The following is a 15,922-nucleotide window of genomic DNA, read 5'->3' as shown; positions in this document are numbered from 1 at the left end:
GAATCACCCGCTGACGGCGGTTTATCGTGAGGCATGGCCGACCTCGTCCCGTTCTCCCGCGCACCTCGTCCTGCCCGCCCTCGCCCCGGCGAGCCCGAACCCCTGTGGCGCCGGATGGTCGGCGACCAGCTGCGGCGGCGACGACATGACCGAGACGAGACCCTGATCGAGACGGCCGAGAACGCCGGGGTCTCGCCCCAGTACCTCTCGGAGGTCGAAAGAGGACTCAAGGAGCCCTCGAGCGAGATGATCGCCGCGATCGCGGGTGCGCTCGACACGTCACTGATCGAGCTGACGAGCGCCGTCGCCGACGAGCTGCGCCAGGCGGCGGCGACTCCGGCATCCGCCGCGGTCTCGGCCTCTCGCGGGGCTCTCGCCCTCGCCGCCTGACCCGTTACGCGCCCTCAGCGCCCTCACCCGGTGCCTCGCGGTGCGGGGTCAATGGTGCGGGGTCGATGGTGCGGGGTCGATCGTGCACCGGATCTGGCCGTATGGGATGCGTTATCGACCCCGCACCGCGGGCGGGATGCGTTATCGACCCCGCACCGCGGGCGACCCCGCACCGCGGGCGGGATGCGCTATCGACCCCGCACCGCCCGTCAGACGGCCCGCTCCCCCAGCACGGTGTCGATCAGCCCGTAGTCCAGGGCGGCGGATGCCGTGAAGACGCGGTCCCGGTCGGTGTCGGCGCGCAGCTCGTTCAGCGACCGTCCGCTGTGCCTGGCGAGGACCGCCTCCATGTCCGAGCGCACCCGCACGACCTCGTCGGCCGCGAGGATCAGGTCGGGGATCGCCCCGCGCGACTGTCCGGCCGGCTGATGCAGCACGATCCGGGCATGGGCGAGTGCGGCGCGCTGCCCCGGTGCTCCGGCGGCGACGAGCAGCGCGGCGGGTCCGATCGCCTGCCCGACGCAGGTCGTCGCGACGGCGGGGCGGATGTGCTGCATCGTGTCGTAGATCGCGAGCGCCGCCCCCGGGTCGCCGCCTTCGCTGTTGATGTAGAACTGGATGCCGGAATCCTGACTGTCGGCATCCAGATGCAGCAGCTGCGCGATGAGAGCATTCGCCACGCCCGCATCGATTCCGGTGCCGAGATAGATGACCCGCTCCGCGAGCAGGTGCGAGTAGACGTCCATGACTCGATCGCCCCGCGGATGCTGCGCGATGACGTTCGGGATCGCGTAGCCGCTCATGCGCTCGCCCCCAGTCCGACCCTGGCACGGCGACGCGGCATGAGATCCCCGAGGGACGCGGCGATCTCGTCGATGAAGCCGTAGTCCTTCGCCTGGGCCGCCGTGTACCAGCGGTCGTGCAGCGAGTCCTCGAAGATCCGCTCTCGGGTCTGCCCCGTGTCGTCGGCGATCAGCCCGAGCACCGTGTCGCGCATGTGCCGCAGGTCGTCGGCCTGCGTCTCGATCTCGCCCGCCGAGCCGCCGATGCCCGCCGACCCCTGATGCATGAGGATGCGGGCGTGCGGCAGCGCGCGGCGCTTGCCCCTCGCGCCGGCCGACAGCAGGAACTGTCCGGCGCTGCAGGCGAGCCCGAGGGCGAGGGTCGACACGTCGTTCGGCACCATCGTCATCAGGTCGCGGATCGCGAGCATCGACGGAACCGAACCGCCCGGCGAGTGTATCCAGAGCGCGATGTCGGTGGTCGGATCTTCGGCCGAGAGGGTCAGCAGCTGCGTCATCAGCAGCGTGCCGTTGTCGTCGTCGAGGGCTCCGTCGAGCACCAGGACGCGTTCGTGGAACAGTGCTCGGCGAGCCTCGGGCCCGAACTGCGGGAGGGGGTTTTCTTCGCTCATGACCCCAGCATCCGTCGCCTCGCTCCGCCGTGGGCGGGTATCCGCCCCGAGCGGATCCGCCCGGAGCGGATCGGGTCGGCGCGGATCGGGTCGGCGCGCTCGCGTAACACCCCCGACTCATGAGGCTCCTACCCTCGGAGCATGGCGACGAACAAGACTCCCGAGTGGCAGTGGTCTGAAGACGGCATCAACTTCCGCACCCGCAAATGGGTCAAGCCGGAGGACCTGAACGCGAACGGCTCGCTGTTCGGGGGGAGCCTGCTGAAGTGGATCGACGAGGAGGCGGCGATCTACGCGATCGTGCAGCTCGGCAACTACCGGGCGGTGACCAAGCACATCTCGGAGATCAACTTCGAGGCGTCGGCGGTGCAGGGCGATCTGATCGAGATCGGCCTGCAGGCGACGCACTTCGGCACCACGTCGCTGACCATGCGGGCCGTCGCCCGCAACATGATCACCCGCAAGCGCATCCTCACGATCGAGAAGATCGTGTTCGTGAGCCTGGATGACGACGGCCTGCCCACCCCGCACGGCTACAGCGAGATCACGTACAACCGCGACCGGATGCCGACGGAGCGCCTGGCCACGGGGACGATCCGCCTGCCGTAGGCCGACTCAGACGCCGACGCCGACGCCGGCGCCGACGAGTGTGCGCGCGGCGGGCAGTTCCGCGAACGCCTGCGCGAGGTCGGCGATCAGATCGTCGACGTTCTCCAGACCGATCGACAGTCGCAGGACGTCGGCGTCGGGTCGCGCCTCCTCCGGGACCGGTCGGTGCGTGAGGGCGGCGGGATGCTGGATCAGAGAGTCGACGCCGCCCAGCGACACGGCGTGCGTGAACAGGGTGGTCGACGAGGTCACTGCGGATGCCGCGGCGAAGCCACCCCGCATCCGCATCGCGATCATCGCCCCGGTGCCCCGCATCTGTCTCTCGAGGATGCCGGCGGGGTCGCCGTCGAGCCCCGGGTAGAAGACCTCGGCGACCTCGGGCCGATCCCCCAACCACTGCACGATGCGTCGCGCGTTCTCCTGCTGCGCGCGCATCCGCACCGGCAGAGTGGTGAGTCCGCGGTGCAGCAGGTAGGCGCCCAGCGGATGCAGCAGGCCGCCCGTCACCGCCCGCACCCGGCGCAAGGCCTCGGCCGTCGTCTCGCTGCAGGCCACGACGCCGGCGATCACGTCGCCGTGGCCGCCCAGATACTTGGTCGCGCTGTGCAGCGACATGGCCGCGCCGTGATCGATCGGGTTCTGCAGCACCGGCGTCGCGAAGGTGTTGTCGACGACGACCGGCACGTCTCCCGCGCGAGCCACGACGGCAGCGATGTCGGTGAGATCGAGGGTCGGGTTCGCCGGAGTCTCGAGCACGACCAGACCCGTGTCCTGACGGATGGCCGCGGCCACGTCGGCCGCCTCGCAGTAGGTCGTCTCGACGCCGAGGAGCCCCGACCCGAGCAGGTGATCGGTGCCCCCGTAGAGCGGACGCACCGCCACCACGTGGTGCTTACCCGCCGCCGGACCGTGGGCGAGGATCACCGCGGTCATCGCCGCCATCCCCGACGCGAACGCGACCGACGCCTCGGCGTGCTCCAGCTCGGCGAGCGCGTCTTCGAACCGTGCGACGGTCGGGTTCCAGAGACGCGCATAGACGAGGCTGCCGTCGGCCGGTGGACGGCCCCCCGTCGCCATCGCCTCGTACGAATCGCCGCCCCGCTCGATGTCGGGAAGCGGATTGGTCGTCGAGAGGTCGATCGGCAGGGCGTGCACGCCGAGTCCGTCGAGGTCGGCGCGCCCGCTGTGCACGGCGAGGGTGTCTGGATGCAACGGTGCAGTCATGCTTCCACGTTGCCGGAAATGCGCTTTTGCCGCCGTCGTTCGACAGAATCACTCGCTCCAGGCGGCGATCTCGCTATTCTGAGCGGAACGGAGCTGCAGGGAGATGGTCACGTTGGCGAAAGCGCAACTCGACGAGGTCGATCTCGAGATCCTCGCCGTGCTCACCCGAGACGCCGAGGTCACCAACAAGGCGCTCGCCCGCGGCCTGGGTCTCGCCGAATCGACCTGCGCCCACCGGGTGCGCTCTCTGCGCGAACGAGGGATCATCCGCGACACCCGCATCAGGGTCGACGAGGCCGCCCTCGGATCGCCGCTGCAGGCGATCATCAAAGTGCGGCTGGCGAACCACACCGGCCCGAAGGTCACCGCACTGTTCGACGCGCTCGCCGGCATCCCCCGGGTGCTGCAGGTGTTCCACGTCGCGGGCGTCGACGACTTCCTGGTGCACGTCGCGGTGCAGGATGCCACGGCGCTGCGCGACATCGTGCTCGAGCACATCACGGTGCACCCCGTGGTGCGCGGTACCGAGACCCAACTGGTGTTCGAGCTGCGCGACGGCGCGGGTCTGCTCGCGCGCTGAGAGGATCGTGGGCGAGGATGGACACGTCGTCCGTCGAGCAAGGGAGCCCCTCATGAGCCGCAGCGCCACCGCAGCCACGACATCGGTCCGAGAGATGCGCGACTTCCTCTTCGCGAACGCCACCGACTACGCCGCGGCCCGCGACGGATTCTCGTGGCCGACACCCGCGACGTTCAACTTCGCACTGGAGTGGTTCGACGTCATCGCCGGCGAGAGGCCCGAGCGCCCGGCCGTGCAGATCGTCTCGGCCGACCTCACCCGCAGGTCGTGGACGTACGGCGAGCTGTCGGCGCGTTCCGACCAGGTCGCCGCGTGGCTCACCGGCATCGGCATCCGCCGGGGCGACCACGTCATCGTGATGCTCGGCAACACGATCGAGCTGTGGGAGGTGATGCTCGCGATCACCAAGATCGGCGCGGTGTCGATCCCCACCTCGACGCTGCTCTCGGCATCCGACCTCGCCTACCGCGTCGAGCACGGGCGCGCCCGCGCGATCGTGACGACGGACGGACTCGCCGAGCGCATCGCCGACATCGACGCGCAGGTGCTGCGCATCGGGGTGGGCGACGGCGTCCCCGAGGGATGGACGCGCTTCGACGACTCGATCACCGCGCCGACGACGTTCGAGCCGGATGCACCGACCCCCGCCGACGCCACGGCCCTGCTCTACTTCACGAGCGGCACCACCAGCCGTCCGAAGCTCGTGCAGCACACGCACGTCTCGTACCCGATCGGGCACCTGTCGACGATGTGGTGGCTGGGCGTGCGTCCCGACGACGTGCACCTCAACATCTCGTCACCCGGCTGGGCCAAGCACGCCTGGTCGAGCTTCTACTCGCCGTTCCTCGCCGAGGCCACGGTGTTCGTGTACAACTACGACCGCTTCGACGCGAACACTCTCATGCAGGTCATGGACACCCACCACGTCTCGACGTTCTGTGCCCCGCCGACGGTCTGGCGCATGCTGATCCAGGCGGATCTCGGGCGCCTCACCCACCCGCCGCGCGAACTCGTCGGCGCCGGGGAACCGCTGAATCCCGAGGTCATCGACCGCGTGCGCGATGCGTGGGGCGGCACGATCCGCGACGGATTCGGGCAGACCGAGATGACGGCCTGCGTCGGCAACTCCCCCGGCCAGGTCGTGAAGGTCGGCTCGATGGGCCGCCCCCTTCCCGGTTACCCGGTCGTGCTGCTGGACCCCGCGACCGGCGAACTCGCCGACGCCGAGGGCGAGATCGCGCTGGACCTCGCGCATCCGCCCACAGGGCTCATGGCCGGGTACTACGACGACCCCGAGAAGACGGCCGAGTCACGGGTGGGCGGCTACCACCACACCGGCGACATCGCCCAGCGCGATGCCGACGGCTACCTCACCTACATCGGTCGCGCCGACGACGTCTTCAAGGCGTCGGACTACAAGATCTCGCCGTTCGAGCTCGAGTCGGTGCTGCTGGAGCACGACCTCGTGATCGAGGCCGCGGTGATCCCCAGCCCCGATCCCACGCGGCTGGCGGTGCCGAAGGCCTACGTCTGTCTGCGGGCGGATGCCGTGGGCGACGACGCCGGCGCCGCGCGGTCGATCTTCGCGTACGCCCACGACCGGCTCTCGGCGCACCTCCGCGTGCGCATCATCGAGTTCGTGCCCGAACTGCCCAAGACGATCTCGGGCAAGATCCGCCGCGTCGAGCTGCGGGCGCGCGAGAGCGAGCGCGTCGCCGCGGGAGACGAGGCGGCGCAGCACCGCGACCGCGACTACCGCTGAGCGCCTACTGCTGAGCGCCGACGTGAGGGGGCGCGGCGTCAGCCGGCGAGCGCCGGCTGAGCACCCGTCGTGGTGGCCGGCTTCGTGGTGCGGGGAGCGGCGGGCGCCGCGCCGTCGGCGAGCGTGACGGCATCGACGATCGCGGCGGCCCGAGCCTCGCGCGCCGCCTGCCGTGCGGGTTCGCCGGCATTCACGACCCTGCGCGCCACCGCTCCGATCACGAGCATCGCGACGAGCGCGACGCCCGAGACGAGCAGCGGCGTCCACTGGCTCGCGAACGACGCCGTGGAGCTGAGCAGGGCTCCGGGGATCCACAGACCCACTGCTCCGCCGGCGAGTCCTGCCGCGCCGCGCATGATGGCCACGGCTGCGACGATCGCGCACAGTGCCGCGAACACCGCCCCGGCCACTCCGAGCGGCACCAGAATCGATGCCAGTTCGCTTGCCACTCTCGATGACGTCATCTCGACCCCCCGGTCAACGGAACCTCCGTACAACCAACACTACGAAGTGTCGGCATTCCGGGCATCCGTCTCAAGGATGATGTTCCGCGATCGTGACGCCCCGCGTCAGCGCCGCGTCAACCAGGCGAACCGCGAACCGCGCACCACTCGCACGGGCTGGGTGAGGACCGCATCGACGACCATGGACCCGTCCGTAGGGCCGACGATCGCGATGGCGGACGTCTCGGTCGACTCGACGGGATCCACCGGCATGCGCGCGAGTGACCGGTGCGCGCGCACGTACGCGGGAACCAGCAGCGTGATCGCGCCGAGCCAGGCCAGCGGGTTGCTGAGCGCCACACCCTCGAAGCCGATCAGTGCGCCCAGCACGACGGCCGCGCCCACCCGCATCACGAGCTCGATCACCCCGGTGACCGTGGGGATCAGCGTGTGGCCGAGCCCCTGCAGCGCGCCGCGGAGCACGAACAGCACCCCGAGCGCCCAGTAGCCGCATCCGTTGATGACGAGCATGAGGTGCGCGAGCCGCACCACCTCGTCGGACCCCTCCCCCACGAACAGACGCACCATGGCGGTGCCGAACGCGATGATGAGCGCGCCCAGCAGGGCGCCGGTGATCACCGCCATCCAGGTGCCTTCGATGACTCCTCGGCGGATGCGGTCGGGCCGCCGACCGCCCAGGTTCTGCGCCGCGTACATCGAGGACGCGAGTCCCAGCGACGACAGGAACGCCACCGCCAGGCCGTCGACACGGGAAGCCGTGGTGTACGCGGCGACCGCGTCGGAGCCGAGCGTGTTCAACGCGACCTGCACGGTGAGAGTGCCGATCGCGATGATCGACGCCTGGAATCCCATCGGCAGGCCGAGCCGCAGGTGCTCGCGGACGTCGTCGCGGGAGACGCGCCAGTCCGCACGACGCAGGTGCAGCATGGGCAGACGGCGGCGGACGAACTCGAGGCAGAGCACCACCGAGACCGCCTGCGCGATGACCGTGGCGAGCGCCGCGCCGCCGACGCCCCAGGCGAGCGGGCCCACCATCAGCACGACCAGTGCGACGTTGAGGACGCACGAGACGGTGAGGAAGATCAGCGGGGTGCGGGAGTCGCCGATCGCGCGGATGATCGCGGAGAGGTAGTTGAAGAACATCGTCGCGCTCGCGCCGATGAAGCTGATCTGCGTGAAGGTCGTGGCCTCGGGCATGAGCTCGGACGGCGTCTGGAGCAGGTCGAGAAGGGGCGCCGCGATCAACGGCGCGACGACGGTGAGGACGACACTCGTCGCACCCGTGAGGATCACGCCGGTTGCGACGGATCGACGCACCGCGGCCCCGTCGCCCGCGCCGAACGCCTGGGCGATGGGGATCGCGAAACCGCTGGTGAGACCCCAGGCGAACCCGATCAGCAGGAACAGCAGGCTGCCCGTCGCACCGACGGCGGCGAGCGACTGCACGCCGAGGTGCCTGCCGACGACGACGGCGTCGGCGAACTGGTACATCTGCTGCACGACGTTGCCGAGCAGGAGGGGGATCGAGAACGAGAGGATGACACGCCACGGACGACCCGTGGTGAGAGAGGTGGCCATGAGGAAGCGGCTCGCAGGACTGGGGATGATCGGGGGAGCGTTCAGGATATCGAATCGATTCGGGGCCACGGAAGACCCGATTTTCTCGCGCCCGCGACGCCCGCATTGACTTCGAATCTCGAACCGAACGAATTCACACCACGCATGGGTTGACGTCAACAGCATCCTGATCCTCCACGCGATCCGGGAAGTCACGAAATGATCACAGCCCCTTGACTTCGAGACTCGAACTCAAGGAAAGTGTCTCCCGAGCGAGTCCCGAATGGCAGGGATTCCGATCTCGGGCGATGGCGCCCACCACGCATGCACAGCGAAGGAGCTCGTGATGAAGAAGAAGTACGCACTGGCCGCACTCGGCCTGGTCGGGGCCCTCGCCCTCGCCGGTTGTGGCGGAGGCGGAGCAGGCTCGACCGGCGGACCCGCAGGAGCCGAGGGTGCCGACAAGGGCGACATGCTCATCGGCGTCTCGATGCCGACCGAGACCTCGGAGCGCTGGATCGCCGACGGCGACGCCGTGCAGGCCGGCCTCGAGGATGCCGGATACCAGGTCGAGCTGCAGTACGCCGGCGACGACATCCCCACCCAGGGTCAGCAGATCGACCAGATGATCACCAAGGGTGCCGACCTGCTCATCATCGCGGCCATCGACGGCACCGCGCTGTCGTCGCAGCTCGACGCCGCGGCGGCTGCCAACATCCCGGTGATCTCCTACGACCGCCTGATCCGCGACAGCGAGCACGTCGACTTCTACGTGACGTTCGACAACTACAAGGTCGGCGTGCAGCAGGCCACCTCGCTCCTCGTCGGCCTCGGCGTCCTCGACGCGGACGGCAAGGAGACCGGCCAGAAGGGACCGTTCAACATCGAGCTGTTCGCCGGCTCGCTCGACGACAACAACGCGCACTTCTTCTGGAAGGGCGCGATGGACACCCTGCAGCCGTTCATCGACGACGGCGTGCTCGCGGTTCCGTCCGGTCAGGTCGAGATCGAGCAGGCCGCGACCCTGCGCTGGCAGCAGGAGACCGCGCAGAAGCGCATGGAGGACCTGCTGACCTCGACCTACGGCAACGGCACGAAGCTCGACGGAGTGCTGTCGCCGTACGACGGGCTGTCCCGCGGCATCATCACGGCCCTGCAGGGCACCGGCGGATTCGGCGCCACCATCGCCGACGGCCTGCCCGTCGTCACGGGCCAGGACGCGGAGATCGCCTCCATCACCCTGATCGACAAGGGCGTGCAGTTCTCGTCGATCTTCAAGGACACCCGCAAGCTCGCCGAACAGTCGGTCGTCGCCGCAGAGGCGATGCTCGAGGGCGACGAGCCCGAGGCGAACGACACCGAGACCTATGACAACGGGGTGAAGGTCGTGCCCTCGTACCTGCTGCAGTCCGACATCGTCTACAAGGACAACATCACGTCCCTGCTGATCGACTCCGGCTACTGGACGCAGGCCGAAGTCGACTCGGGCGTCGCCGAGTAGATCTCCCTCGGGGCGTGCTGCCGGACCGGCAGCACGCCCCTCTCTCACGAAAGGACATCGGGTCATGACGACACCGGTTCTGCAGATGCGGGCGATCGAGAAGAGCTTCCCGGGTGTGAAGGCGCTCCAGGGCGTCAGCCTCGACGTGAACCGCGGCGAGATCCTCGCGATCTGCGGCGAGAACGGCGCAGGCAAGTCCACCCTGATGAAGGTGCTCTCGGGCGTCTATCCGCACGGCACATACGACGGCGACATCATCTACGAGGGTGAGGTGGCCGCCTTCGGCGCGATCACCGACTCCGAGCAGAAGGGGATCGTGATCATCCATCAGGAGCTCGCGCTGATCCCCTATCTGAGCGTCGCCGAGAACATCTTCCTCGGCAACGAGCGACGCGCGAAGAACGGCCTCATCGACTGGGACAGGGCGAACGCCGAGGCATCCGCGCTCCTCGCCCAGGTGGGGCTCGACGAGAACCCGGCCACGCCCGTCGCGCAGCTCGGGGTGGGCAAGCAGCAGCTCGTCGAGATCGCCAAGGCGCTGTCGAAGAACGTGCGCCTGCTGATCCTCGATGAGCCGACCGCCGCGCTCAACGACACCGATTCCGCGCACCTGCTCGATCTGCTGCGCCGGCTGCGCGACGAGGGCATGACGTCGATCATCATCTCGCACAAGCTCAACGAGATCGCCGAGATCGCCGACCGCACCACGATCATCCGCGACGGCAAGACGATCGAGACCCTCGACATGAAGGATCCCGCCTCGACGCAGGAGCGGATCATCCGGGGAATGGTCGGCCGCGATCTGGCCCACCGCTACCCCGAGCGCGTCTCGGACCCGGGCGAGGAGGTGCTGCGCATCGAGAACTGGTCGGTGAGCCACCCCACCCAACCGGGGCGCGTCATGGTCGACGACGCCTCTCTGTCCGTCCGCGCCGGAGAGGTCGTCGGCATCGCCGGTCTCATGGGTGCCGGACGCACGGAACTCGCGATGAGCGTGTTCGGGCGCACCTACGGACGCCACGCACGCGGCAAGGTCTTCGTCCGCGGCAAAGAGGTGAACACCTCGACGACGAGCGCCGCCATCCGTGCGGGCATCGCCTACGCCACCGAGGACCGCAAGCGATTCGGGCTCAACCTCATCGACGACATCCGGCACAACATCACCATGGCGTCGCTGCGCCTGATCAGCCCGGGCGGATGGATCAACGCGAACCGCGAACTGCAGGTGGCGGAGCAGTACCGGGCCGAGCTGAACATCAAGACCCCCAGCGTGCTCCAGCTCGTCGGCAACCTCTCCGGAGGCAACCAGCAGAAGGTCGTGCTGAGCAAGTGGATCCAGACCGCACCCGACGTCCTGATCCTCGACGAGCCGACCCGCGGGATCGACGTCGGCGCGAAGTACGAGATCTACACGATCATCAATCGCCTGGTCGCGGCCGGCAAGGGGGTCCTGGTGATCTCCTCGGAGCTCCCCGAGCTCCTCGGCATCTGCGACCGCATCTACACCCTGGCCTTCGGCAGGATCACCGGTGAACTCCCCGCCGCAGAAGCCACACAGGAGAACCTCATGCAGCTCATGACCCTCGAAAGGACGGCCGCGCGATGACCGGCGTCAGCAACCTCTTCAGCCTCGCCACGCGGAACCTCCGCCAGAGCGGCATCCTCGTCGCCTTCATCGCGATCGTCGCGTTCTTCGCGATCCTGAACCCGACGTTCCTCTCGCCGGGCAACCTCACGAACATCGTCCTCCAGTACTCCTACATCCTGATCCTCGCGATCGGCATGGTGATCGTCATCATCGCGGGTCACATCGATCTCTCCGTCGGCTCGGTGGTCGCACTCACCGGTGCGACGGCCGCGGTCATCGTGATCCGCGGTCAGCAGCCGTGGTGGGTCGGCGTTCTCGCGGCGATCGCCGTCGGGCTGCTCGTCGGGGCATGGCAGGGCTTCTGGGTGGCGTACGTCGGCATTCCCGCCTTCATCGTGACGCTGGCCGGCATGCTCCTGTTCCGCGGACTCACCTTCATCGTGCTGAGCAACGTCTCACTGTCGCCGTTCGGCGGCACCTACTACTCGATCGCCAACGGGTTCATAAACGGGTTGTTCGGCGGCTACGGGGTCGACGTCTTCACACTCGTGATCTTCGCGATCGGCGTCGTCGGCTACGCCGTCTGGCAGGTTCGCAGCCGCCGGTCGAAGCTCGCACACCAGCAGTCGGTCGAGGCGCTGGGCTGGTTCGTCGCCAAGATCGCGATCGTCGCGGCCGTCGTGATGTGGTTCGGCTACCAGCTGTCCACGAGCCGCGGCCTCCCGTTCGTCCTGATCATCCTCGCGGTGCTGATCATCGCGTACTCCGTGATCACGCAGAAGAGCGTCTTCGGCCGCCACGTCTACGCGATCGGCGGCAACCTGCACGCGGCCCTGCTCAGCGGCGTGAACGTGCAGAGGGTCAACTTCTGGATCTTCGTGAACATGGGCATGCTCGCCGGCATCGCCGGGGTCGTGTTCTCCTCGCGCACGAACGGGGCTCAGCCCGGAGCGGGCAACATGTTCGAGCTCGACGCCATCGCCGCCTGCTTCATCGGCGGTGCGGCCGTCACCGGAGGCGTCGGCCGAGTGGGCGGCGCGATCGTCGGCGGCCTGATCATGGCGGTGATGAGCAACGGCATGCAGCTCATGGGCCTCGACCAGGCGACCCAGCAGGTGGTCAAGGGTCTCGTGCTGCTGATCGCCGTCGCCTTCGACGTCTGGAACAAGCGTCGGGCCGGTGCCGCCCGCTGACCGCGGTGACGGCATCGACGCGCGATAAGCTCCCGCTATGAGCAGATGGCCCGCGGGATCCCAGTCGGGGTTGCGCGAGGCCAACACGGCGAAGATCGTCGACGCGGTCAAGCGCTTCGGCGGGCTCACCCAGGTCGAGCTCGCCGAAGCGACCAGCCTCTCGACGGCCACCGTCTCGGCCATCGTGAAGGAGCTCAGCCTCTCGGGCCTCATCGAGACGCACCCGACCTCGCGCAGCGGTCGGCGCGCGCAGCTCGTGACGATCGCGCGTCGAGCGGGCCTGGTCGCCGCCGTGCAGATCGGCAATCGCAGCATGCGCGTACGGCTCTCCGACGTCGGACAGGACGTCCTGGCCGATCGGTCGATGCCGCTGCCGACGGACCATGCCGAAGACACCGTGCTCGATCGCATCACGCTCCTCATCATCGACATGCTCGGCATGATCGCCGCGGATGCCGACGACCTGATCGGCGTCTGCATCGCCCTGCCGGCGCCGGTCGACCCGGAGACGGGGCTGATCGCCTACAGCGGGGTGATGCGCCGATGGGAGCCCCGGCCGGTCGCCGAGGTCGTCGAACAGCGGATCGGCTGCCCGGTGCTCGTCGAGAAGGATGCGAATCTCGCCGCCCTCGCCGAGGCCACACTGGGCACGGCGCGAGATGTGAAGGACAGCCTGTTCGTGCATGCCTCGTACACGGCGAGCGCGGGCGTGGTCCTGAACTCGCAGATCTACCGCGGACGCTCCGGCACGGCGGGCGAGATCGGCCATGTGCAGGTCGACCCCGCAGGGTCGGTCTGCGCCTGCGGCCAGCGCGGCTGTCTCGAGACGGTGGCCGGCGCCGAGGCCGTCACCGCCCCCCTGCGCGCCACCTTCGGACAGGTGACATTCAAGGATGTGATCGCCCGCGCGGCCGCGGGCGACCCCGGGTGTGCGCGGGTCGTCGCCGACGCCGCGACGGCACTCGGACGCGTCGTGGCGGCCGCCCACCAATCGCTCGCGCCCGAGGTGATCACGGTCGGCGGCGAGCTCGTCGACGCGGGGCCCATCTTCCTGCTGCCGTTCGCCGCCGCCGTCCGCGACAACGCGCCGCAGGGGCGGACTCCGCGGCGCGACCCGGTGCCCTCATCGTTCGGCAAGGATGCCGTGCTCATCGGCGCGATCATCCACATCCTGCAGTCGACGGATCCGTCGCAGCTGCTCGAGGACCGCGCGTGAACATCACCGCCGCACAGGCAGAGCCCCTGCTCACCCTGCGTGGGATCTCGATGCGCTTCGGGGCCGTCGAGGCGCTCACCGACGTGGACTTCACCGTGCACGCTCGAGAGGTCGTCGGTCTCATCGGAGACAACGCCGCCGGCAAATCGACTCTGGCCAAGATCATCGCCGGAGCCTTGGCGCCGACCTCGGGCGAGATCCGCATCGACGGCGAGCGCGTCGAGATCTCGAGGCCGGCGGAAGCCCATCGTCTCGGGATCGCCACCGTCTTCCAGGATCTCGCGGTCTGCGAGAACCTCGACGTCACAGCGAACGTGTTCCTCGGCCGCGAGCTGCGCACCCCGAGCGGGATGCTGCGCGAGGGCGAGATGGAGCAGTCGACCAGACAGGCGCTCAGCGACCTCGCCGCGAACATCCCCTCGATCCGCTCCGCCTTGAACACCCTCTCGGGCGGGCAGCGACAGGCGGTCGCGATCGCCCGCACGCTCATCAGCCAACCTCGCATCGTGATCCTCGACGAGCCGACGGCGTCGCTCAGCGTCGCGCAGACCGCCGACGTCCTCACGCACATCGAGCGGCTCCGCGAACTCGGTCTCGGCGTCGTCTTCATCAGCCACAACATCGCCGATGTGCAGGCCGTGTCGGATCGCGTCGAGGTGCTTCGTCACGGACGCAACAACGGCTCGTTCGCGAGCCAGGACGCCGCGTACTCCGACCTCATCGCGGCGATCATCGGCACCTACCGCGCCCCCTCCTCCGCGTCGTCGGGCTGAGCCGGGCACCCGCGCGACGACGCGGTGCGGCATGTCGACGCGATTCGCTCCGCCGACACCCCCGATCGCGAAGTACGGTCGGAAGGATGCCGCAGCGGGAGGCGGCACAGAACCACCGGAGGCTCGAACGATGACGACAGAGAACACAGGCGCGACCGTCGGCGTGGACGGAACGAAGGGCGGTGCGACGGGCGGATCCACGGGCGGTGACGAGCAGCACCTGAAGCGGGCGCTGAGCAACCGCCACATCCAGCTGCTCGCGATCGGCGGCGCGATCGGCACGGGCCTGTTCATGGGCAGCGGCAAGACCATCTCGGTCGCCGGCCCCTCGGTGATCTTCGTCTACATGATCATCGGGTTCATGCTCTTCTTCGTCATGCGCGCGATGGGCGAGCTGCTGCTGTCGAACCTCAAGTACAAGTCGTTCAGCGACTTCGCCAGCGACCTGCTCGGCCCCTGGGCCGGGTTCTTCACCGGCTGGACGTACTGGTTCTGCTGGGTGGTGACGGGAGTCGCCGACGTGATCGCGATCGCCGGCTACTCCGACGCGCTGTTCCCCGGCATCCCGCTGTGGATCCCCGGCGTGCTCGTGGTCGTGATCCTGCTCGCGCTGAACCTGCCCACCGTCGCCGCGTTCGGCGAGATGGAGTTCTGGTTCGCACTCATCAAGATCATCGCGATCGTCGCCCTCATCATCACCGGTCTGGTGATGATCTTCACCGGCTTCCGGCACGACGCGGGAACCGCGAGCTTCGCCAATCTGTGGGAACACGGCGGGATGTTCCCGCACGGCTTCCTGGGCTTCGTCGCCGGATTCCAGATCGCGGTCTTCGCGTTCGTCGGCGTCGAGCTCGTCGGCACGGCGGCAGCCGAGACCAAGGACCCCGAGCGCAATCTGCCCAAGGCGATCAACGCGATCCCGATCCGCATCCTGCTGTTCTACGTCGGCGCGCTCGTGATCCTGATGGCCGTCACCCCGTGGACGGAGTACGTCGCGAACGAGAGCCCGTTCATCGCGATGTTCGCCCTCGCGGGCCTCGGCATCGCCGCCACGGTCGTCAACCTCGTCGTGCTGACCTCGGCGATGTCCAGCGCGAACTCGGGCATCTACTCGACCTCGCGCATGGTGTTCGGCCTCGCACAGGACGGCGATGCGCCGCGGCTCTTCGGCCGCCTGTCGACGCGGCGCGTGCCGCAGAACGCGCTGTTCCTCTCGTGCATCCTGCTGCTCTCCGGCGTGGTGCTGCTGTACGCGGGCGAGGACATCGGCACCGCGTTCTCGATGGTGACCACCGTGTCGGCGGTGTGCTTCATGTTCGTGTGGACGATCTTCCTCTGCAGCTACCTGGCGTACCGGCGCCGGCGTCCCGAGAAGGTCGCGACATCGACGTTCCGGATGCCCGGCGGCATCTTCATGGTCTACGTCGTGCTGGCGTTCTTCGTGTTCATCCTGTGGGCGCTCACGACGCAGCCCGACACTCTGACCGCACTGCTGGTGACGCCGATCTGGTTCGTGCTGCTGCTCGTCGCCTGGTTGTTCGTGCGCAGATCGCAGAACCACCTGACGCGGCACGCGGCGCACATCGCGTACCTGCGCGACGATTCCGCGGAGTAGTCGCCCCTCTCGCGTCCACGACTCAGCATCCCGGTG

At 68.6% G+C, this 15,922-nt stretch carries 15 protein-coding genes; 10 read left to right on the top strand and 5 right to left on the bottom strand.

Annotation, left to right across the window (positions count from 1 at the left end):
* Positions 1-33: 33 nt before the first annotated feature.
* Complete coding sequence (locus tag FQ142_RS02055; protein WP_149422018.1) at positions 34-390, top strand: helix-turn-helix domain-containing protein; 357 nt, start codon at positions 34-36, stop codon at positions 388-390.
* Positions 391-599: 209 nt separating this feature from the next.
* On the opposite strand, the gene FQ142_RS02050 is transcribed toward FQ142_RS02055, so the two are convergent.
* Both FQ142_RS02050 and FQ142_RS02045 read right to left on the bottom strand, forming a co-directional pair.
* Positions 600-1,193 (bottom strand): ClpP family protease, encoded by a 594-nt coding sequence (locus FQ142_RS02050; RefSeq protein WP_149422017.1) that lies wholly within the window; start codon positions 1,191-1,193, stop codon positions 600-602.
* Positions 1,190-1,804: a ClpP family protease gene (locus FQ142_RS02045; protein WP_149422016.1), complete on the bottom strand. Its 615-nt coding sequence runs from the start codon at positions 1,802-1,804 to the stop codon at positions 1,190-1,192. Before FQ142_RS02045 ends, FQ142_RS02050 begins: the two co-directional genes overlap by 4 nt.
* Before the next feature lie 141 nt (positions 1,805-1,945).
* Here FQ142_RS02045 and FQ142_RS02040 point away from each other — a divergent pair, with 141 nt between their 5' ends.
* Positions 1,946-2,413, top strand: a complete 468-nt coding sequence (locus tag FQ142_RS02040; RefSeq protein WP_082068796.1) for an acyl-CoA thioesterase — start codon at positions 1,946-1,948, stop codon at positions 2,411-2,413.
* Between the two features lie 6 nt (positions 2,414-2,419).
* Here FQ142_RS02040 and FQ142_RS02035 read toward each other — a convergent pair whose 3' ends face one another.
* Positions 2,420-3,637 (bottom strand): trans-sulfuration enzyme family protein, encoded by a 1,218-nt coding sequence (locus FQ142_RS02035; RefSeq protein ID WP_149422015.1) that lies wholly within the window; start codon positions 3,635-3,637, stop codon positions 2,420-2,422.
* Positions 3,638-3,749: 112 nt separating this feature from the next.
* Between FQ142_RS02035 and FQ142_RS02030 the strand changes: the two genes are divergently transcribed.
* Both FQ142_RS02030 and FQ142_RS02025 read left to right on the top strand, forming a co-directional pair.
* Positions 3,750-4,217: an Lrp/AsnC family transcriptional regulator gene (locus FQ142_RS02030; protein ID WP_174233221.1), complete on the top strand. Its 468-nt coding sequence runs from the start codon at positions 3,750-3,752 to the stop codon at positions 4,215-4,217.
* Positions 4,218-4,269: 52 nt separating this feature from the next.
* On the top strand, positions 4,270-5,979 hold the full coding sequence (locus FQ142_RS02025) for an AMP-binding protein (protein ID WP_149422014.1): 1,710 nt from the start codon (positions 4,270-4,272) through the stop codon (positions 5,977-5,979).
* A gap of 38 nt (positions 5,980-6,017) precedes the next feature.
* Here FQ142_RS02025 and FQ142_RS02020 read toward each other — a convergent pair whose 3' ends face one another.
* Together FQ142_RS02020 and FQ142_RS02015 are read right to left on the bottom strand one after the other, a co-directional pair.
* Entirely contained in the window at positions 6,018-6,428 is a 411-nt protein-coding gene (locus tag FQ142_RS02020) for a hypothetical protein (RefSeq protein WP_149422013.1), read from the bottom strand.
* A gap of 120 nt (positions 6,429-6,548) precedes the next feature.
* Positions 6,549-8,021: an MATE family efflux transporter gene (locus FQ142_RS02015; RefSeq protein WP_149422012.1), complete on the bottom strand. Its 1,473-nt coding sequence runs from the start codon at positions 8,019-8,021 to the stop codon at positions 6,549-6,551.
* A 325-nt stretch (positions 8,022-8,346) separates the two neighbouring features.
* Here FQ142_RS02015 and chvE point away from each other — a divergent pair, with 325 nt between their 5' ends.
* The 6 genes from chvE (at position 8,347) to cycA (ending at position 15,886) form a co-directional block, all read left to right on the top strand.
* Entirely contained in the window at positions 8,347-9,501 is a 1,155-nt protein-coding gene (gene chvE, locus FQ142_RS02010) for a multiple monosaccharide ABC transporter substrate-binding protein (RefSeq protein WP_056419178.1), read from the top strand.
* Between the two features lie 64 nt (positions 9,502-9,565).
* On the top strand, positions 9,566-11,107 hold the full coding sequence (mmsA, locus tag FQ142_RS02005) for a multiple monosaccharide ABC transporter ATP-binding protein (RefSeq protein WP_149422011.1): 1,542 nt from the start codon (positions 9,566-9,568) through the stop codon (positions 11,105-11,107).
* Positions 11,104-12,282, top strand: a complete 1,179-nt coding sequence (mmsB, locus tag FQ142_RS02000) for a multiple monosaccharide ABC transporter permease (protein ID WP_045252812.1) — start codon at positions 11,104-11,106, stop codon at positions 12,280-12,282. The genes mmsA and mmsB overlap by 4 nt, the downstream gene beginning before the upstream one ends.
* Positions 12,283-12,319: 37 nt before the next feature.
* The gene (locus FQ142_RS01995) at positions 12,320-13,498 is read left to right on the top strand and encodes an ROK family transcriptional regulator (protein WP_149422010.1); all 1,179 of its coding nucleotides are present in this window, start codon (positions 12,320-12,322) and stop codon (positions 13,496-13,498) included.
* Positions 13,495-14,271, top strand: coding sequence for an ATP-binding cassette domain-containing protein (locus FQ142_RS01990; protein ID WP_082539274.1), 777 nt, complete (start codon positions 13,495-13,497; stop codon positions 14,269-14,271). The genes FQ142_RS01995 and FQ142_RS01990 overlap by 4 nt, the downstream gene beginning before the upstream one ends.
* Positions 14,272-14,401: 130 nt before the next feature.
* On the top strand, positions 14,402-15,886 hold the full coding sequence (gene cycA, locus FQ142_RS01985; protein WP_262492025.1) for a D-serine/D-alanine/glycine transporter: 1,485 nt from the start codon (positions 14,402-14,404) through the stop codon (positions 15,884-15,886).
* Positions 15,887-15,922 lie beyond the last annotated feature (36 nt).

The sequence above is a fragment of the Microbacterium sp. ANT_H45B genome, assembly GCF_008369345.1.
GTDB lineage: Bacteria > Actinomycetota > Actinomycetes > Actinomycetales > Microbacteriaceae > Microbacterium.
This window is presented reverse-complemented; position numbering and strand designations above follow the sequence as displayed.